The 17,681-nt window shown below is 70.6% G+C and carries 18 protein-coding genes; 7 read left to right on the top strand and 11 right to left on the bottom strand.

Features of this window, described 5'->3' with window-relative positions:
• Window positions 1–230: 230 nt before the first annotated feature.
• Complete coding sequence (rplQ, locus tag ACH4KB_RS27830) at window positions 231–734, top strand: 50S ribosomal protein L17 (protein WP_018960210.1); 504 nt, start codon at window positions 231–233, stop codon at window positions 732–734.
• Between the two features lie 91 nt (window positions 735–825).
• On the top strand, window positions 826–1,680 hold the full coding sequence (truA, locus tag ACH4KB_RS27825) for a tRNA pseudouridine(38-40) synthase TruA (RefSeq protein WP_398068620.1): 855 nt from the start codon (window positions 826–828) through the stop codon (window positions 1,678–1,680).
• 67 nt (window positions 1,681–1,747) lie between these two features.
• On the opposite strand, the gene ACH4KB_RS27820 is transcribed toward truA, so the two are convergent.
• On the bottom strand, window positions 1,748–2,599 hold the full coding sequence (locus ACH4KB_RS27820) for a hypothetical protein (protein ID WP_398068619.1): 852 nt from the start codon (window positions 2,597–2,599) through the stop codon (window positions 1,748–1,750).
• 67 nt (window positions 2,600–2,666) lie between these two features.
• Between ACH4KB_RS27820 and ACH4KB_RS27815 the strand changes: the two genes are divergently transcribed.
• The 4 genes from ACH4KB_RS27815 (at window position 2,667) to glmM (ending at window position 7,499) form a co-directional block, all read left to right on the top strand.
• Window positions 2,667–4,286 (top strand): ABC-F family ATP-binding cassette domain-containing protein, encoded by a 1,620-nt coding sequence (locus ACH4KB_RS27815; RefSeq protein WP_398068618.1) that lies wholly within the window; start codon window positions 2,667–2,669, stop codon window positions 4,284–4,286.
• A gap of 544 nt (window positions 4,287–4,830) precedes the next feature.
• Window positions 4,831–5,274, top strand: a complete 444-nt coding sequence (gene rplM, locus ACH4KB_RS27810) for a 50S ribosomal protein L13 (protein ID WP_003966932.1) — start codon at window positions 4,831–4,833, stop codon at window positions 5,272–5,274.
• Between the two features lie 44 nt (window positions 5,275–5,318).
• On the top strand, window positions 5,319–5,855 hold the full coding sequence (gene rpsI, locus ACH4KB_RS27805; RefSeq protein WP_397919916.1) for a 30S ribosomal protein S9: 537 nt from the start codon (window positions 5,319–5,321) through the stop codon (window positions 5,853–5,855).
• 285 nt (window positions 5,856–6,140) lie between these two features.
• Window positions 6,141–7,499: a phosphoglucosamine mutase gene (gene glmM, locus ACH4KB_RS27800; protein ID WP_398068617.1), complete on the top strand. Its 1,359-nt coding sequence runs from the start codon at window positions 6,141–6,143 to the stop codon at window positions 7,497–7,499.
• A gap of 211 nt (window positions 7,500–7,710) precedes the next feature.
• On the opposite strand, the gene ACH4KB_RS27795 is transcribed toward glmM, so the two are convergent.
• From ACH4KB_RS27795 to ACH4KB_RS27755, 9 genes are all read right to left on the bottom strand, one after another.
• A complete protein-coding gene (locus tag ACH4KB_RS27795) occupies window positions 7,711–8,814 on the bottom strand; it encodes a PP2C family protein-serine/threonine phosphatase (RefSeq protein WP_398068616.1) in 1,104 nt (367 codons plus the stop codon).
• Window positions 8,815–8,966: 152 nt separating this feature from the next.
• Window positions 8,967–9,932 carry a DUF389 domain-containing protein gene (locus tag ACH4KB_RS27790; RefSeq protein WP_398068615.1) on the bottom strand — a complete coding sequence of 322 codons (966 nt, stop codon included), beginning with the start codon at window positions 9,930–9,932 and terminating at the stop codon, window positions 8,967–8,969.
• Window positions 9,933–9,959: 27 nt separating this feature from the next.
• Complete coding sequence (gene coaA, locus ACH4KB_RS27785) at window positions 9,960–10,955, bottom strand: type I pantothenate kinase (protein WP_398068614.1); 996 nt, start codon at window positions 10,953–10,955, stop codon at window positions 9,960–9,962.
• Between the two features lie 332 nt (window positions 10,956–11,287).
• The gene (locus ACH4KB_RS27780) at window positions 11,288–11,977 is read right to left on the bottom strand and encodes a hypothetical protein (RefSeq protein ID WP_398068613.1); all 690 of its coding nucleotides are present in this window, start codon (window positions 11,975–11,977) and stop codon (window positions 11,288–11,290) included.
• Window positions 11,919–12,794, bottom strand: coding sequence for a hypothetical protein (locus ACH4KB_RS27775; RefSeq protein WP_398068612.1), 876 nt, complete (start codon window positions 12,792–12,794; stop codon window positions 11,919–11,921). Before ACH4KB_RS27775 ends, ACH4KB_RS27780 begins: the two co-directional genes overlap by 59 nt.
• Before the next feature lie 426 nt (window positions 12,795–13,220).
• The gene (locus ACH4KB_RS27770) at window positions 13,221–14,216 is read right to left on the bottom strand and encodes a CU044_5270 family protein (RefSeq protein ID WP_398068611.1); all 996 of its coding nucleotides are present in this window, start codon (window positions 14,214–14,216) and stop codon (window positions 13,221–13,223) included.
• On the bottom strand, window positions 14,204–14,884 hold the full coding sequence (locus ACH4KB_RS27765; protein WP_398068610.1) for an RNA polymerase sigma factor: 681 nt from the start codon (window positions 14,882–14,884) through the stop codon (window positions 14,204–14,206). The genes ACH4KB_RS27770 and ACH4KB_RS27765 overlap by 13 nt, the downstream gene beginning before the upstream one ends.
• A gap of 138 nt (window positions 14,885–15,022) precedes the next feature.
• A complete protein-coding gene (locus ACH4KB_RS27760; RefSeq protein WP_398068609.1) occupies window positions 15,023–15,421 on the bottom strand; it encodes a VOC family protein in 399 nt (132 codons plus the stop codon).
• Window positions 15,422–15,423: 2 nt separating this feature from the next.
• Window positions 15,424–15,615 carry a DUF397 domain-containing protein gene (locus ACH4KB_RS27755; protein ID WP_398068608.1) on the bottom strand — a complete coding sequence of 64 codons (192 nt, stop codon included), beginning with the start codon at window positions 15,613–15,615 and terminating at the stop codon, window positions 15,424–15,426.
• A gap of 522 nt (window positions 15,616–16,137) precedes the next feature.
• Between ACH4KB_RS27755 and ACH4KB_RS27750 the strand changes: the two genes are divergently transcribed.
• Window positions 16,138–17,112, top strand: coding sequence for a hypothetical protein (locus tag ACH4KB_RS27750; RefSeq protein WP_398068607.1), 975 nt, complete (start codon window positions 16,138–16,140; stop codon window positions 17,110–17,112).
• Here the strand turns inward: ACH4KB_RS27750 and ACH4KB_RS27745 are convergent, their stop codons facing one another.
• Window positions 17,113–17,655: a hypothetical protein gene (locus tag ACH4KB_RS27745; RefSeq protein ID WP_398068606.1), complete on the bottom strand. Its 543-nt coding sequence runs from the start codon at window positions 17,653–17,655 to the stop codon at window positions 17,113–17,115.
• Window positions 17,656–17,681: the final 26 nt, after the last annotated feature.

The raw sequence follows: 17,681 nt of genomic DNA, 5'->3' as shown, positions 1-17,681 counted from the left end.
CAGGGGTGCCCCGGTTTTCAGGGTGCCCCCGGGCCGGGGCCGAGGCTTTGTCCTCAATCGCCGGACGGGCTTGATCTTGGCTGATGTCCGGCGAACGCCGGACGGGCTGGAGTGTGGCTGATGCCGGACTCCGCGCCCTGACGGCAGCTACGACTTCCGGGAGGCGTCCGCCTCGCGGGAACTGACACCGGTACCTGATACGGCCGGTGCAGCACACAAGGAGAATCACCATGCCGCGTCCCGCAAAGGGTGCCCGTCTGGGCGGCAGCGCCGCGCACGAGCGTCTGCTCCTCGCCAACCTGGCGAAGTCGCTGTTCGAGCACGGCCGCATCACGACGACCGAGGCCAAGGCCCGTCGCCTGCGTCCGGTCGCCGAGCGCCTCGTCACCAAGGCGAAGAAGGGCGACATCCACAACCGTCGCCTGGTGCTCCAGACGATCACGGACAAGAGCATCGTCCACACGCTCTTCACCGAGATCGCTCCCCGATACGAGAACCGCCCCGGTGGTTACACCCGTATCACCAAGATCGGCAACCGTCGTGGCGACAACGCCCCGATGGCGGTCATCGAGCTGGTCGAGGCGCTGACCGTGGCCCAGCAGGCCACCGGTGAGGCCGAGGCCGCGACGAAGCGTGCGGTCAAGGAAGACGCCCTCAAGAAGGACGAGGCCCCCGCGGCCGAGTCCGTCGAGGACGCCAAGCCGGCCGACGACGCGGAGTCCAAGGACGCCTGAGCGTTCTGAGACACCACGGGACGGGCCCGCATCTCCCTTCGGGGCGGTGCGGGCCCGTTCTGCTGACCAGGGGAGTCGAGAGGATGACGCGGTGAGTGACGAGGCGGAGCCCGGTTTCGTACGGGTGCGGCTGGACCTGGCCTACGACGGCAAGGACTTCTCCGGCTGGGCGAAGCAGACCAGCCGGCGCACGGTGCAGGGCGAGATCGAGGACGCGCTGCGTACCGTGACCCGCTCCGCCGTGACGTACGACCTGACGGTGGCCGGCCGGACGGACGCCGGGGTGCACGCGCGCGGTCAGGTGGCCCACGTGGACCTGCCCGAGGCGGTGTGGGCCGAGCACGAGGAGAAGCTGCTGCGGCGGCTGGCGGGCCGGCTGCCGCTGGATGTACGGATCTGGCGCGCGGCCCCCGCACCGGCCGGGTTCAACGCCCGGTTCTCCGCGCTGTGGCGGCGGTACGCGTACCGGGTGGGGGACCGGCCCGGCGGTGTCGATCCGCTGACCCGGGGTCATGTGCTGTGGCACGACCGGCCGTTGGACGTGGACGCGATGAACGAGGCGGCCGCGCTGATGGTGGGCGAGCACGACTTCGCCGCGTACTGCAAGAAGCGTGAGGGCGCGACGACCATCCGCACGCTCCAGAAGCTGAGTTGGGTACGGGACCCGGCGTCCGGGGTGCTGACCGCGACCGTGCAGGCGGACGCGTTCTGCCACAACATGGTGCGGGCGCTGATCGGGGCGGCGTTGTTCGTCGGCGACGGGCGGCGGCCGGCCGGGTGGCCCGCCGAGGTGCTCGCCGCGAAGGTGCGCGACCCCGGGGTGCACGTGGTGCGCCCGCACGGGCTGACGCTGGAGGAAGTGGCGTACCCGGCCGACGCGTTGCTGGCGGCCCGTGCCGTGGAGGCGCGGAACGTGCGGACGTTGCCGGGGGCGGGCTGCTGCTGAGCGTTGCCCCGGCGTGAACTCCCGTTCGCCGGGCGGGAGTTCGGAGTCGAGGGTGGCGGCTCCTCTGTCAGCCGTTGGGCGCGGCGGCGGCCTGGGAGGCCTGGAGCTGACCCCGGCGGTGGATCTGGCGGAAGGTGAAGTTCGTCAGGTCCTTGTTGACCGCGTAGACGTCCTTGTCGGCGGTGGTGACCCGCTTGCCGTTCACGAAGCCGGAGACGGCGAAGTAGGCGTAGCGGCCGTAGGAGTTGGCGGTGCGCAGGCAGACCGTGCCGCCCCGGCAGAAGGTGTCGACGCCGCCGCCGCTGAGGGAGGCGATGCCGCCCGAGCTCTGGTCGACGGCCTTCTTCGCGCGGGCCTCCGAAGCGAAGACGGCGATGCCGACGGTGACCGCCACGCCGTCCTTGCGGTAGGTGGCCCGGATGAGCTGCCCGCAGCCGTTGTTCGTGAGGACCGGGCCGAGGGCGCCCTGGGTGCCCGTCGCGCACTTCGCGGAGGTGCTCGTCGCGCCCTTGAGGTGGACGCGGTCGCCCATGGTGAGCTTCTTGCCGGGGAAGAACCCCTCCACGGTGATCGGCGCCTTGTCCTTCTCGGCGCTGGAGATGTAGTCCTTGGGATCCGGCGGGGGCGGCGGTGCGACCGAGGAGAACGAGGGCGCGGGCGCCGAGGTGTCCTCGGGGAGTTCGGCGGGTGCGGGCAACTGGCTCGCGTTCTTGTCCGCCTTGCCCGTGCCGCCGCCGTTCGACGTGACCACGGCCGTCGTCACGATCGCGCCTATCGCCACGGTGGCCAGCGCGCCACCGCCGATCATCATCAGCTTCTTCCGGCGGGCGCGCGCCGCGGATTCCTCCGCCAGCGCCGCCCAGTCCGGAGTCCCGTCGCCCCCGGGCCCCCAGGAGGCCCCCCCTTGCCCAAAGCTCATGCGCGCAGTTTAGGGGGTGACGTAAACCGGTTGGGCCAGGAGTTCGCGGACCGTGACAATGCTCTGTATGGGACATCTCGAAGCAGGCCACCTGGAGTACTACCTACCGGACGGGCGGGTGCTGCTCGGCGATGCCTCGTTCCGGGTGGCCGACGGGGCCGTCGTCGCGCTCGTCGGGGCGAACGGGGCGGGCAAGACGACCTTGCTGCGGCTGCTCGCCGGTGAGCTCCAGCCGCACGGCGGCACGGTGTCGGTGAGCGGCGGGCTCGGCGTGATGCCGCAGTTCGTGGGCTCGGTGCGGGACGAGCGGACGGTGCGGGACCTGTTGGTCTCCGTGGCCCAGCCCCGGATCAAGGAGGCCGCCAAGGCCGTCGACGCGGCCGAGGAACGCATTCTCACCGTCGACGACGAGGCCGCGCAGATGGCGTACGCGCAGGCGCTGAGCGACTGGGCGGAGGCACGCGGTTACGAGGCCGAGACGGTCTGGGACATGTGCACCATGGCCGCGCTGGGCGTCCCGTACGAGAAGGCGCAGTGGCGCGAGGTCCGCACGCTCAGCGGCGGTGAGCAGAAGCGGCTGGTGCTTGAGGCGCTGCTGCGCGGGCCCGACGAGGTCCTGCTGCTCGACGAGCCGGACAACTATCTGGACGTGCCCGGCAAGCGGTGGCTGGAGGGGAAGCTGAAGGAGACCCGTAAGACGGTTCTCTTCGTCTCCCACGACCGGGAGCTGCTGTCCCGTGCCGCCGAGAAGATCGTCAGCGTCGAGCCGAGCCCGGCGGGCAGCGACGTATGGGTGCACGGCGGCGGCTTCGCCACGTACCACGACGCGCGCAAGGAGCGCTTCGCCCGGTTCGAGGAGCTGCTGCGGCGCTGGCAGGAGGAGCACGCCCGGCTGAAGGCGCTCGTCCTGCGGATGCGGCAGCAGGCGGCGAACAGCCCCGACATGGCGAACCGCTACCACGCGATGCAGACGCGCTTCAAGAAGTTCGAGGAGGCCGGCCCGCCGCCGGAGCCGCCGCGCGAGCAGGACATCAGGATGCGGCTGCGCGGCGGGCGGACCGGTGTGCGGGCGGTGACCTGCGAGGGCCTGGAGCTGACCGGGCTGATGAAGCCGTTCGACCTGGAGATCTATTACGGGGAGCGGGTCGCGGTCCTCGGCTCCAACGGGTCGGGCAAGTCGCACTTCCTGCGGCTGCTGGCCGGTGAGCCGGTGGCGCACACGGGGGAGTGGAAGCTCGGGGCGCGGGTCGTGCCCGGGCACTTCGCCCAGACGCACGCGCATCCGGAGCTGCTCGGCAAGACGCTGGTGGAGATCCTCTGGACCGAGCACGCCAAGGACCGGGGCGGGGCGATGTCGGTGCTGCGGCGCTACGAGCTGGAGCGGCAGGGGGACCAGCCGTTCGAGAAGCTGTCCGGCGGGCAGCAGGCGCGGTTCCAGATCCTGCTCCTGGAGCTGGCCGGCACGACGGCGCTGCTGCTGGACGAGCCGACGGACAACCTGGACCTGGAGTCGGCGGAGGCGTTGCAGGACGGGTTGGAGGTGTACGACGGCACGGTGATGGCCGTCACGCACGACCGGTGGTTCGCGAAGTCCTTCGACCGGTATCTGGTCTTCGGGTCGGACGGGGTCGTGCGGGAGACGGCGGAGCCGGTGTGGGACGAGCGGAGGGTTCAGCGGGTGCGGTGACCTTGGGCGGTCGGCGGTCGGCGGTCGGCGGCGGGGGGCGGGGTCCGGGTGCCGATGGGCGCGGGGTGCGGAGTGTGGGCCGTGCGGCACCGTTGCGGGGGCGCTGCCCCCGGGCCCCCGCGCCTCAAACGCCGGCGGGGCTGGAACGGTCGCCTCAAGCGCCGGCGGGGCTGGAACGGTCGCCTCAAGCGCCGGTGGGGCTGGGGTGGTGTGGGGCGGGGCTGGAAAGGGTCGCCTTAAACGCCGGCTGGGTTGGTGTGGGGCGGGGCTGGAACGGTCGCCTCAAGCGCCGGCGGGGCTGGGAAGGTGTGGGGCTGGGACAGGGGCGTTTTGACCCGTGCGGGGGGTCCCCGGTAGGCTCTCGGTTTGTTATACGTATTGGCTTCGTCGTTCTCACGCGAAGGGCCTTACGTAGGTTCCCTGGAGCAGTTACCAGTGGCTCGCATACGGGCAGCGTCCCCGGCATTGTGAGCCCCAGCTGCATGATCGCTTCAGAGGTGCCGTGTGTCTGGATCCCATCCACTGAAGAAGCGAAGGCTGCGAAGTGCGTACGTACAGCCCCAAGCCCGGCGATGTCACGCGCCAGTGGCACATCATTGACGCTCAGGACATCGTCCTGGGCCGTCTGGCCACCACGGCTGCGAACCTCCTCCGAGGCAAGCACAAGGCGATTTACGCCCCCCACATGGACATGGGCGACTTCGTCATCATCATCAACGCCGACAAGGTTCACCTGTCCGGCAACAAGAAGACCCAGAAGATGGCGTACCGCCACTCGGGCTTCCCGGGCGGTCTCCGTTCGGTGCGCTACGACGAGCTGCTCGCGAAGAACCCCGAGAAGGCCGTCGAGAAGGCCATCAAGGGCATGATCCCCAAGAACACCCTGGGCCGTCAGATGCTCTCGAAGCTCAAGGTCTACGCGGGCGACCAGCACCCGCACGCTGCTCAGCAGCCGGTCCCGTTCGAGATCACCCAGGTCGCGCAGTAGTACCGGCCACCCCCTAAGACATACAGAAAGATCTGAGGAGAATCGTGGCCGAGACCACTGTTGAGACGACCGCCGACGACACGGCGGGCACCGAGGGCGAGGAGACCTTCGCCGAGGTGACCACCTTCGAGTCGGAGGTCCCCGTCGAGGGTGAGTACACCTCCGAGTCGCTCGCGGGCCGCTTCGGCGACCCGCAGCCCGCGGCCGGCCTTGGCCGTCGCAAGAACGCCATCGCCCGTGTCCGGATCATCCCGGGCACCGGCAAGTGGAAGATCAACGGTCGCACCCTTGAGGACTACTTCCCCAACAAGGTGCACCAGCAGGAAGTCAACGAGCCCTTCAAGGTTCTCGAGCTCGACGGTCGCTACGACGTCGTGGCCCGCATCTCGGGTGGCGGTGTCTCCGGTCAGGCCGGCGCCCTGCGCCTCGGTGTGGCCCGCTCGCTGAACGAGGCGGACGTGGACAACAACCGCGCCATCCTGAAGAAGAACGGCTTCCTCTCCCGCGACGACCGTGCGGTCGAGCGCAAGAAGGCCGGTCTCAAGAAGGCCCGTAAGGCCCCGCAGTACAGCAAGCGCTAAATATCGCCTGCTCGACTGTCACGTTCGCCCCGGCAGCACATTCTGTGCTGCTGGGGCGTTCGTTTATCGGCGCTCGTGGGCGTATAACGGCATAAGACGTTCATCGGACCGGGTGGGAGCGCGGCCCGATGAGCGCCGTCGCGCATCCGGCGGCAGGTCGGTCGCGCCATGCCGCCCGGCGTGCCTTTTTGCGCTTTTCCCTTGCTTTCGTTGTTTGGTTGCTCAGTTCGTTTCGTTTGCTGTGCAGTGGTTGTTTGTGGTTTCGGAGCACTTCGGAGGACACCAGTGGGACGACTCTTCGGTACGGACGGAGTACGCGGTGTCGCCAACGCCGATCTGACGGCCGAGCTCGCGCTCGGCCTCTCGGTCGCGGCGGCGCACGTACTCGCCGAGGCCGGCACCTTCGCGGGCCATCGCCCGACCGCCGTGGTCGGACGGGATCCGCGGGCCTCCGGAGAGTTCCTGGAGGCCGCCGTCGTGGCGGGCCTGGCCAGCGCCGGTGTGGACGTGCTGCGCGTCGGGGTCCTGCCGACGCCCGCCGTGGCGTATCTGACCGGCTCGCTCGGCGCGGACATCGGCGTGATGCTCTCCGCCAGTCACAACGCGATGCCCGACAACGGCGTCAAGTTCTTCGCGCGTGGCGGCCACAAGCTCGCCGACGAGCTGGAGGACCGGATCGAGACGGTCTACGAGCAGCACCGCACCGGTGAGCCGTGGAGCCGCCCGACCGGCGCCGGCGTCGGCCGGGTCACCGACTACACGGAGGGCTTCGACCGGTACGTCGCCCACCTCATCGGCGTCCTGCCCAACCGGCTCGACGGGCTCAAGGTCGTCCTGGACGAGGCGCACGGCGCCGCCGCCCGGGTCTCGCCCGAGGCGTTCGCGCGGGCCGGGGCCGAGGTCGTCACCATCGGGGCGGACCCGGACGGCCTCAACATCAACGAAGGCTGCGGCTCCACCCACCTGGAGCTGCTGCGTGCCGCCGTCGTCGAGCACGGGGCCGACCTCGGCATCGCGCACGACGGCGACGCCGACCGCTGCCTCGCGGTGGACGCGGCGGGCGAGGAGGTCGACGGCGACCAGATCCTCGCCGTGCTGGCCCTCGCGATGCGGGACGCCGGTCAGCTGCGCAAGGACACCGTCGTCGGCACCGTGATGTCGAACCTCGGCTTCAAGCTGGCCATGGAGCGCGAGGGCATCCGGCTCGTCCAGACGGCGGTCGGCGACCGGTACGTCCTGGAGTCGATGAAGGCCGAGGGATTCGCGCTCGGCGGTGAGCAGTCCGGGCACGTCATCGTCCTGGACCACGCCACGACCGGCGACGGCACGCTGACCGGCCTGATGCTGGCGGCCCGCGTCGCCGCCACGGGCCGGAGCCTCGCCGAGCTGGCCGGCGTCATGCAGCGCCTGCCGCAGGTCCTCATCAACGTCCCCGACGTCGACAAGACCCGGGTCAACACCTCCGCCGAGCTGGCCACCGCGGTCGTCGAGGCGGAGCGCGAGCTGGGCGAGACCGGGCGCGTACTGCTGCGCCAGTCGGGCACGGAGCCGCTGGTGCGGGTCATGGTCGAGGCCGCCGACATCGAGCAGGCGCGGGCCGTCGCGGGCCGGCTGGCCGATGTGGTGAAGTCCGCGCTGGGCTGAGCCCCGGGGACCCACCTGCCCTCATCCACCCGCTTGTGGAGAGCCCTCGGCGATTGATCCAGCCGTCTGCGGAAGCCCTCGGCGATTGATCCAGCCGTCTGCGGAAGCCCTCGGCGATTGATCCAGCCGTCTGCGGAAGCCCCCGGCGATCACGTGGATCCATGTGGTCGCCGGGGGCTTCCGCGCGCGGTGCCGGGTGGTCGTTGCGTAGCTACGCCGGGGGAAGGGCGGGGCGGGTGACGACGACCATCGCGGCATCGTCGTTCAGGTGTCCGCCGACATGGCGCAGCAGGTCGCGCCGGAAGCGGTCGAGAAAGGCGTCGGGGTCGCTCTCGTTCCAGCCGGTGATGCGCTCGGTGAGCGGGTAGAAGACGCCAGCGGTGTCGCGGGCCTCGGTGACGCCGTCCGTGTACAGCAGGAGGAGCTCTCCCGGCTCGAACGGGAAGCTGTCGACGTGATAGCGGGGATGCGCCAGTTCGCCCAGGCCCAGTGGGGGCGCGGGGCGACGGACGTCCATCGTCGTCGGTCGGCCGGCGCGCAGGATCACCGGCGGCGGGTGCCCGCAGGAGATCATCCGGACCGGGCCGTTCCGGTCGGGGATGTCCAGGACGATGGCCGTGACGAACGTTTCTCCGTAACGGCTCGTCTCGCCCGGTTCCACCAGGTCCCAGCACACGCTCCGGTCGAGGTAGGTCACCAGCTCGTCCAGGTCCGCCCGGCGGTGGGCGGCGACGCGAAACGCTCCGAGCAGCAGGGCCGCGTCGTTGACCGCGGTCATCCCCTTGCCCTGTACGTCGCCGACGATCAGCCGGGTCCCGGAGGAGGTCCGGGCCGCCGCGTACAGGTCCCCGCCGATCCGGGCCTCGGCCTCGGCGGCGAGGTAGAGGGCGGAGGCGCGCAGGGGGCCGAGCTTCCCGGGCAGTGGCGGCAGGACCACACGCTGGGCGACCTCGGACACGTACCGCACCTGCGTCAGCTCCTTCGCGCGACGTTCCCGCAGGACGCAGAAGACCACCAGGCTCGTGCCGACCAGGACCAGGGAGATGATCTGCGCCTCGTGGTTGGCCGAGAGCAGATCGTCGGGGTCGCGGATGACCCCGATGAGCGTCTGTGCGACGACCGCCAGCGCCGCGACCAGGCCCACCGTCCTGGGCCCGCCGAACGACGGCGTGATCGCCGGGGCCGCGACGAGCAGCGGACCGAGATGGATATCGGGCGGGGCGAGGACATCGACCACGGACACCGCGACGATCCACGCGATCGGGATGGCGGCCAGCGCCCACCGGGGGCGGGGACCTGTGCGGCGCTCGGACATGCCTCCTCTCTACACCGGCCCCGGGGGGCCCGCACCGGCAGCGCGGGCGGGCCGCGCCGCCGGGGAGCCCCGGGAGGGCCGGTCGCGCAACGGGGGGCCGCGACCGGGTCGGGCCGGTGGCGGAGGGAGGGAGGTGAGGGCGGCCCGGTGCGTCAGGCCCGTACGGCGGCGCCGGGCGTGTTCGCCGGGGGCTTCCGCGCACGCCGGACCTTCAACAGACCCTTCTGGAGCAGCAGCGTCAGCGTGCCCGCGAGGATGATCCCGCCGAGGTTGGCGAGCAGCTGCTGTCCGGAGCCGATGGTCTGCTGGTAGTCGGAGTAGCTGAACGCGACGGCCGCGTTGGCGGCGGCCGGGACGGTCGTCACCGAGATCGCCACCCCGATCAGCGCCCCGGACTTCGCGGAGGTGAGCGAGAGCGTCCCGGCGACGCCCGCGAGGAACGCCACCACGAACGACATCCAGTCCGGATGCCAGATGAACCCGGTATTGGGCCGGGGCTTGTCGATCATCCCGCTGTCGAAGAGGCCGAAGGCGTCCATCAGCCAGGCGAAGCCCGCGGTGATCAGCATCGCCAGGGCGAATCCGCCGACCAGCGCCCACAGCGACCGCGCCGCCAGGCGCGGGGCGCGCTGCACCACGGCCGTGGAGATCCCGGCCAGCGGACCGAACTCCGGGCCGACCGCCATCGCGCCCACGATCAGCACCGCGTTGTCGAGCATCACCCCGCAGGCGGCGAGCATGGTGGCGAGGGCGAGGAAGGAGACGTAGGTGACGGAGAACGTCGACTCCTCGTGCGTCGCCTCCGTCAGCTCCTCCCACAGCACCGCGTCGGCGCCGTCGCCCGGGGCCTCCTCCTCCGCCCGGTCGGCGTGGTCGGAGAGCGTCAGCTCCATGTTCTCCATGGTGATCGACCCGGTCCGGTCGATGCCGAGGCGGCGCAGCGCACCGATCAGCTCGTCGTCGGCCTCGCGCGCCACGTCGCACATCACCACGTCGCCGGCGGGGGAGCGGGCGACGCCCGGCAGGACCATCAGGTGGGCGGTGCCGGCGGTCGACTCCAGCAGGGCGACGACCTCGTCCGTGGTGTCGGCGGGCACGATCAGACGCAGGTGCAGCACGTGGGCGGTCTCCCCGTCGCGAAGCGGTCAGAGCTTGCGCAGGGACAGCTTCTGGACCTTGTGGTCCGGGCCCTTGCGGAGCACCAGGGTGGCACGGCCGCGCGTCGGAGCGACGTTCTCCAGCAGGTTCGGCTTGTTGATGGTCCGCCACATGGTGCGCGCGTAGTCCAGCGCCTCCTCCTCGGAGACCTGGGTGTACTTGCGGAAGTACGAGGACGGGTCCTGGAACGCGGTGGCGCGCAGCTTGCGGAAGCGGTTCAGGTACCAGGTCTCGATGTCCTCGGCGCGCGCGTCCACGTACACGCTGAAGTCGAAGTAGTCGGCGAGCCCGACCCTGGTGCGGCCGTCGCTGCCGGGCAGCGCGGGCTGGAGGACGTTGAGGCCCTCGACGATGAGGATGTCGGGGCGGCGCACGGTGAGCCGTTCGCCGGGGACGATGTCGTAGATCAGGTGTGAGTAGACGGGTGCGGTCACCTCGTCCTTGCCCGCCTTGATGTCGGCGACGAAGCGGGTCAGGGCACGCCGGTCGTAGGACTCCGGGAACCCTTTGCGGGAGGTCAGCCCGCGCGCCTTGAGCTCCTTCATCGGCAGCAGGAACCCGTCCGTGGTCACCAGCTCGACGCGCGGGTGCTCGGGCCAGCGGGCCAGCAGCGCCTGGAGGATACGGGCGCTGGTGGACTTCCCCACGGCGACGCTGCCCGCGACCCCTATGACGAACGGGGTGCCGCGCTGCGCCCCGTGCCCGTTCCCCGCGTCCCCGAGGAAGGTGTTCAGCGCGCCGCGCAGCCCGGAGGTGGCCTGGACGTACAGGTTGAGCAGCCGGGAGAGCGGCAGGTAGACGTCCCGCACCTCGTCCAGGTCGATGACGTCCCCGAGCCCCCGCAGCCGCTCCACCTCGTCGGCGGTCAGCGGCAGCGGCGTCTTGTCCCGCAGCGCGCTCCACTCGTCGCGCGAGAGGTCGACGTAGGGGGTCGGCGCGTGCTCGGGGCGACGGTGGGGGCTCCGTGCGGGGGAGGTGATCACCTGTTCATTGTTGCGGGAGTTTGAACGGAGTGGGGGGTGGGGTCGGTCACGTGGGTGGCGCCCCCGCACCGAAAGGCGCGAGGCGCCCCGACCAGCGACCATCGGTCCGGAAAACGCTGCCCGAGGCGCTGCGCGGCCATGCAGAGGCAGTGTCTGCACCTCTTGCTTGCGGTCATGACCACCAGACGCGGGACTACCGTGAATCACCTTGCAGTGCAATACACCAAGAGGTACCGTGGGGGCAAGCTGGTCGCCGCGGGCGGCTGGAAGTGGAGCCAGGTGACCTGGGGCAGACCGGGAGCCTGGCTCGGCGTCTTTCTGAGCTCCCTCCCTCAGCAGTCGGTGGACACGTCGAAGTCGATCAGTGTCTCGCCCAAAAGATCCGTGTAGCAGCTGTCACCCAGCCGCTGGGTGCGTACGGCTCCCGCGACGATGTCCGAGATCCACAGCAATGGTTCCTTGGCGCCGGGAATGTGTTCGGCTCGCATGACGGTGCCCCTGGGGAGCACGGTCTGCCGGACCGCGGCTATGGTGCGAACGTCCCGGGCGTTGAGTTCCTCCTGTCGTGCTTCCAGGCAGAGACGAGAGATGCCGAAGCCGTGAAGCTCCACGACGAGGGCGCTCAGACACTTGCTGCGAGCTCTCTCCTGCCTGCGCCGGGGAACGGGTGCGCCGATCGAGACGACGTGCAGCCCTTTCTGGGCAGCCACGATCTGAGCGGCGTCCTTGCGCTCGGTGCGGTCCATCTCGGTCCAGTGCAGCTTCGCCGTGTGACGCGGTCCTTTCAGACTCCGCATGGCCAGTCGGGCGTTGGCTTCGGAGGCAGGATCGAGAATCGTGCCGGCGATGATGTAGAAGCCGTCGGACTCGTGCTCGCGGAAAGACTCGTCCAGCCAGGCGGTTTTTCCCTCCTCGTTGCCGTTGTGGGTACGCGGACGTTCCCCCCTGAAAGTGCCGATGGGGTCACCTTCCCCGTCGGGTGGCCGCAGCCGCGGATTCCTCGGGTCCGTTGAACCCGCCATTTCCGCTCGCGCTGCCGGTGAGGCCCATGGCGGCCGCCTGCTTACGGAGCTTGCGGGGGCGCATGACGGCCGCCCGCTGGTACTGGTAGGCCATGGTGAAGCCGCTGGGCGCCAGCGGGGCCTTCCTGAACTCTTTTCGGCGCTCGACGAGACCGAGTCCAAGAAGACCTTTCAAACCACGCTCGTGGGTGTCGGCCGACCATCCGTACCACTTCGGAGCCTTCTCGGCGGGGAACTTCGACCAGTTCTTCTCGCGCAGAATCACCAGGAGCAACGCAAGGGACGGCAGGTCGACACGCTCGTCATAGCCCCTGGTCCAAAAGGCGGAGGGTATCTGCAGGTACAGGTCCTCTTCTGTCTTGCCCAGCGGCCGCTCGTAGGGGGAGCCGCTCCCGTCCTCGCGTAGCAGAGTGACTGTGATCGTCGTGCCGGAACGGCCGCAGCTGATCAGGTTTCGCTGCTGGAGCCGACGCAGAGCCCGCCAGGCGCCCGTGCGGGCGGCCTGCTCGGTGGCGGTTCGGTCGATGTCCATCATTCGTGCCCATACGGCGCTGTCGTGCCTTGTCGTCCAGCCAGCAGTGCCGTTGCTGCATGCGGCCACGATGAGGAGGTACGCCTTCAGCCCGCGCAGGTCCCGACCGGTTACGAACTCGCACAGCGGTCCGTGCCGACTTGCAGCGGTCCGGGGGGCCTGTACGAATGCCTTGCGCAGGGGCACATTGGCGCGGATCGAGCGGCGAAGGATTGCCGTGCGGGTGTCACGGCCGGTCGCCTTCACCGCCTGTACGTCCCGCTCGGTGAGCGAAATCGTCTTCATGCCGCCGAAGTTAGACGAACTGCCGTTGGGAGAACAACCAGTTCAGCTCCTCGCCACCCGTCCGCGTGAGCGGGTGCCTGAGAGAGTCAACTTGAGAGATCAAGCTGTAAGGACAACCTGTAACCACTGTGCAAGGACTGCTAGGGGACCGAGTACGTCCCAGCCTTTGATGCTGTACGTGCGGCACTGCCGGCCTCGGCGATACAGCGCTCATTGCCGACCACTTCGTCTTGTCGCTCCGTTATCCGCATCGAGATGCAGAGATCACCCCACCGGGCCGGGCGAGATGGCGGGCTGTACGCCGTCATCGCCCTCGCGTTGCCCGGATGTCGACGTTTGCCGAGGGCAGGGGCGGCTGCGGGCCCGGTGTCCGCTCCCCTGTGCCGGACACCGGGCCCGCGCCCGAGTTCTGTACGAGTCGTACGGTCAGGTTTTCCGGCCCTTGGCGTCGACGACGGCCGCCTTGGTCCTCGCGATGTCCATCAGGACGTCGCCGCGCTTGAGGACCATGGGTTCGGTGCCGTCGGGGCCGGAGATCTCGTGTGCCCTGGTGACGACCTCGCGCTCTCCCGCGTAGCTGTAGTCCACCGGGTCGACGAGGATCTCCCTGCGGCTGTTGTCCTGGCCGTTCTCGCGGGTCACGGCGATGACCTGGCGTCCGGAGGCGTCCCGGATCAGGTGGTCCGTCACGCCGACGCCCTCGACCGTGGCCAGCGCCCGGTAGATCCGGGCCAGCGCGCCCGGCGGTAGCGGGTACGACTGGAGCAGGACGGTCAGGGCGCGGAAGCTGTGGTCGTCCTTCTTCTCGCGAGGCCCGTCGGGGCCGCTGCCGGTGGGGAAGACCTCCCGCAGTTTCGCGAGGAGCGCCTCGGGGGCCTCGGGGAGGCCCGCGGCGATCCGGTAGGACTCGCGGGCGGTCCGGTAGTCGGAGTCGGACTCGTCGTTCTCCGCGGCCTTGTCGTCGTACGGGATCCAGGAGTCGGGGCTGTACGTCATGTCCATCTGCTCCCGGATCTCGGCGGGCACCTCCTCCCACTGCCTCTTCTGGTCGGGATCTTCCTCCCGCAGATAGATCCACTGGTCCGGGCGCGGCTCCGGCGGCACCTCCTGCCGCTCCAGGAAGTCCGCTGCCCCGCCCAGGGCGGCGGCGGGACTCGACAGGTCGAGGTCGCCCGCGACGGTTGCCGGACCCGCAGGCCGCGGCGAGGAGGGGGCCACGACCTGGGCGACGAAAAGTGCCGCCGCGGTGATCGCCACCACCGCGCCCAGCGAGGCGACCCGCCAGTCGGCCCACAGCCTGCGGGTCCGGCGGTTCCGGCCGGCGATGGCGTCGGTCAGGCGTTCGCGGCCGGGGGCGAGGGCGGCGCGGTCGGGGACGGGGGCGTCGGCGCGCAGCTCCCGCAGCCGGGTCATTTCGTCCATGACGGGTTCAGCTCCTGTCCGGCCGTGGCGGGTGATGCGTCGAGCGTCGGGTCGAGTGCCGAGGTGAACGCGGGGTCGGTGTTCAGCGACGCGCGGACCTTGCGGCGGGCCCGGTTCAGCCGGGATCGGACCGTGCCCAGCGGTATCCGCAGCGCGTCGGCCACCTCCTGGTAGCCGAGGTCCGCCCAGGCGACGAGCAGCAGGACGTGCCGGTCGCCGGGGGAGAGCGCGGCCAGCGCCCCCGCCAGTGGGGCCTGGACGGCCAGCCGGTCGTCCGAGCGGTCGCTCCAGGACGCGGCCACCGGGTCGTGGCCCGTGCGGGCCAGCGCCTTCAGCGCGCGGACCTCGGTACGGCGGTGCTTGCCGAGCAGGTTGGCGGCGATGCCGTACAGCCAGGGCCGGGCCAGCCGGTGGGCGGTGTCGTAGCGGTCCCGCGTACGGAACGCGATGAGGAACGTCTCGGCCGTGATGTCGTCCGCCGCGCCCTCCCCGAGGCGGCGGGCGGCGTAGCGGTGGATGTCCGGGGCGTGCCGGTCGTAGAGCCCGGCGAAGAGTTCGGGCTCGTCGAGAGACTGCGTGATGACGTCCGCGTCGTCTCTCGCCCGGCCCTCGCCCGTGCCCTCGCCTTCGTGCTCGGTGTCGGGGCGGGCCGGAGGTGGTCCGGTCACTGCGCCTCCAGGGGTGCGTCGGTCGGTGTGGCTGTCACCCCTGTTGCCCGCAGCGGCCGGAAAGGTTCACGGCCGGAAAGGTTCACAGGCGGTGAAGCGTCCCGTGAGACGTTTCACCGCCCGTCCGTTCCGCTCGCTCTAGGCGTCCTGCGGATACCAGCGCAGCTCGACCGTGTTGCCGTCCGGGTCGAGTACGTAGACCGAGGTGGCCGAGCCCCGGGCCCCGAAGCGGGGGACCGGGCCCTCCTTCACCGTGAACACCCCGGAGTCGATGACCTCCTGCCAGTCGAGCGGGTCGACGACGAGGCAGATGTGGTCCACGTTCGACTCGCCGCGCGGACGGTCGAGCAGGTCGATGATCGTGGTCGGGCTGACCCGGACCGAGGGGAACGGCACCTTGCCCGCCCGCCACTCCTCGACCCGTACGGGCTCCAGCCCCAGCGGCCCGCAGTAGAACGCGATGGCCCGCTCGACGTCCCCGACGTTGAGGACGAGGTGGTCGAAGTCCTTGACCCGCACGGTCGGCGGTACGGGCATGGTCAGGCCTCCGAGGCGTACGTGACGAAGTCCGCCCAGGCGGCCGGGGTGAAGCCGAGGTGGGGGCCGCCGGTGGGGAGTTGCTTGGAGTCGCGTACGTGGATGGAGGTGGGGGCGGCGGCGACCTCGACGCAATCAGGGCCGTCGTTGGTGCTGTAGCTGCTCTTGAACCAGGTCAGCTCGGTGCTGTTCATGACTCTCCCAGCAGTTTCTCGATGAATTCCCGTGACAGCCGGGGAGTGAGGCCTGGCACGGAACACGGGCCGTTCCCGCGCAAGACCGTCTGGGCGGAGGTGGCGCTCACCGGATCGTGACTGCCGCGACCCGGTGCACCGCGATCCGGTGGACCGCGATCCGGTGGACCGCGATCCGGTGGACCGGGACGCGCTTGGCCGCGACGTGGTGGACCGCGTCGCGGCCACCCGCGACGTAAAAGCTTTTGAGTACGTGTCTTTGAGCACTGGGGAAATAACCCAACCCGACCCTGGCCGGGCCAGTTGCTACGCCAGGGCGCGCGGGCGCGTGAGCGCGTGAACGCGTGAGCGCGCGTACGCGTCGTCACTCACATGGGTGAAGTGTGCCAACCGGGCTGGATTTATGACCTGTTGGCGGGCATATGCTCACGCTGACCACCACCCCAGACATGAGACGGCCCCCGGCCGGGACTGGCATCCCGATCGAGGACCTGACCGCCAAGAAGGAAAGCACCCTTCCCGATGGATACCCAGCAGATTAGCGCGCCCTCGCGCGCGCCGTCCTCCGGTGTCGTACACATCAACATCCGGCTCACCGACGGCTACTCGATCATCTCCAACCGGCTCTCCCAGCATCGCGGCATGTCCCTGCTGGCCATCGGCCTCGGCACCCACATCCAGTCGTTGCCCGCCGGGAGGCGCATCGGCGTCAAGGCCCTCGCCGCGATCTTCCCGGAGAGCGAGGCGCGCATCGCCGCCGCGCTCCGGGAGTTGGAGCACCACGGGTTCCTGCGCCGCATCCGCGAACGCGTCCAAGGCGGGCGGGTGGCCACGCGTACGGAGTCGTACAACCACCCGGAGGCGGCTGCCCGGCGGGCGGGGGCCGAGGCCGGGGGGACTTCAGCCCCTGCTCCCGTCCCTGCTTCCGCTCCCGCCCCTGCTCCTGAGCCGCCTGTACGGGAGGCGGTGCCTGTCCCCGCACCCGTACACGCACCGGCGTCCGAGCCCGCCTTGGTGCGGGAGCCCGTGTCCGAGTCCGTGCCCGCGCCCCGGCTTGTGCCGGTGCGCACCGCGCCCAAGCCGCCGCCCCCGCCGTTGCCCTTCCCCCGCAGGCCCGGCGCCGCGTTGTTCGACGAGGCCGCCCGCCTGCTCGCCGGGCTCCAGGTCACCGCGCCCCTGTTCGTCCTCTCCGAGGCGGACGTGGAGCGGCTTGCCCCCGGAGTCGCCGCCTGGCTGGAGCGGGGCATGCGGCCGGAGGCCGTGCGGGTCGCGCTTACCGACGATCCGCCCGTGCCCCTCCGGCACCCGGCGAAGCTGCTGCGGCACCGGCTCGTCGCCCTCCTTCCGCCGCCCCTGCCCGCCGCCGCGCCCGTCGTCCCCCTCCAGAACTGCGACGCCTGCGACCGGGCCTTCCGGTCGTCCGTGCCGGGGTGCTGCGGGGAATGCCGCGACGTCCGCGCGTACGCCGACGACGTGCCGTGCCTGCTCGGTGCGTGATCAGTCGATGCGGTCGCAGATGCTGTCCGTCGTGACCACCGGGCCCGTCACGGTCTTGGCTCCCGTCGGGCTGATGCCGATCGTGTAGACGCCGTCGACGACGTACATCCCCCGCGCGAGGTTGCCGTCCCCGACGCCCAGCAGCACCGGGCCCACCACGCGCCAGAACTGGGCCCCGGAGGCGTACACGTCGACCAGGGCGGAGCCGCTCACGTCGGCGTCGTAGTGCGCCCCGGTCTCCTTGTTCGTCACCCGGACCACGAGGTCGCCCTGGTACGCGCTCCGCGTCACGCCCTCGGCGGGCGCGGGCAGTTCGCGCCGTACGACCTCGTCCACGATCGGCTCGCCGTGGATGGCGAACGCGCACCGCTCGCCGGCCGCGACATCCCAGGGGGCCGAGGGGGCCGGTTCCCAGCCGGATCGCTGCGGAGCGGTGGAGGTCGGGGCCGCCGCCGCTGGGCCCGTGCCGAGTGCCACCACGGCCACGCAGGCCGCGCCGAGAGCACCGAGACTGCCGAGACTGCCGAGAGCGGTGCTGCGCATGAGAACTCCCCATAGGTCAGAGGTCA

It is taken from the genome of Streptomyces sp. NPDC017520 (genome assembly GCF_044329855.1).
Classification (GTDB): domain Bacteria; phylum Actinomycetota; class Actinomycetes; order Streptomycetales; family Streptomycetaceae; genus Streptomyces.
Note: the sequence above shows the minus strand (reverse complement) of the source record. Positions and strands in the feature narration are given on the sequence as shown.

Bases quoted from the DNA above. Each gene is read 5' to 3' on its own strand.
- rplQ (WP_018960210.1), top strand. From the start codon at position 231: ATGCCGCGTCCCGCAAAGGGTGCCCGTCTGGGCGGCAGCGCCGCGCAC.
- ACH4KB_RS27820 (WP_398068619.1), bottom strand. From the start codon at position 2,599: ATGAGCTTTGGGCAAGGGGGGGCCTCCTGGGGGCCCGGGGGCGACGGG.
- ACH4KB_RS27815 (WP_398068618.1), top strand. From the start codon at position 2,667: ATGGGACATCTCGAAGCAGGCCACCTGGAGTACTACCTACCGGACGGG.
- ACH4KB_RS27795 (WP_398068616.1), bottom strand. From the start codon at position 8,814: ATGTCCGAGCGCCGCACAGGTCCCCGCCCCCGGTGGGCGCTGGCCGCC.
- ACH4KB_RS27780 (WP_398068613.1), bottom strand. From the start codon at position 11,977: ATGGCGGGTTCAACGGACCCGAGGAATCCGCGGCTGCGGCCACCCGAC.
- ACH4KB_RS27775 (WP_398068612.1), bottom strand. From the start codon at position 12,794: ATGAAGACGATTTCGCTCACCGAGCGGGACGTACAGGCGGTGAAGGCG.
- ACH4KB_RS27770 (WP_398068611.1), bottom strand. From the start codon at position 14,216: ATGGACGAAATGACCCGGCTGCGGGAGCTGCGCGCCGACGCCCCCGTC.
- ACH4KB_RS27760 (WP_398068609.1), bottom strand. From the start codon at position 15,421: ATGCCCGTACCGCCGACCGTGCGGGTCAAGGACTTCGACCACCTCGTC.
- ACH4KB_RS27755 (WP_398068608.1), bottom strand. From the start codon at position 15,615: ATGAACAGCACCGAGCTGACCTGGTTCAAGAGCAGCTACAGCACCAAC.
- ACH4KB_RS27750 (WP_398068607.1), top strand. From the start codon at position 16,138: ATGGATACCCAGCAGATTAGCGCGCCCTCGCGCGCGCCGTCCTCCGGT.
- ACH4KB_RS27745 (WP_398068606.1), bottom strand. From the start codon at position 17,655: ATGCGCAGCACCGCTCTCGGCAGTCTCGGCAGTCTCGGTGCTCTCGGC.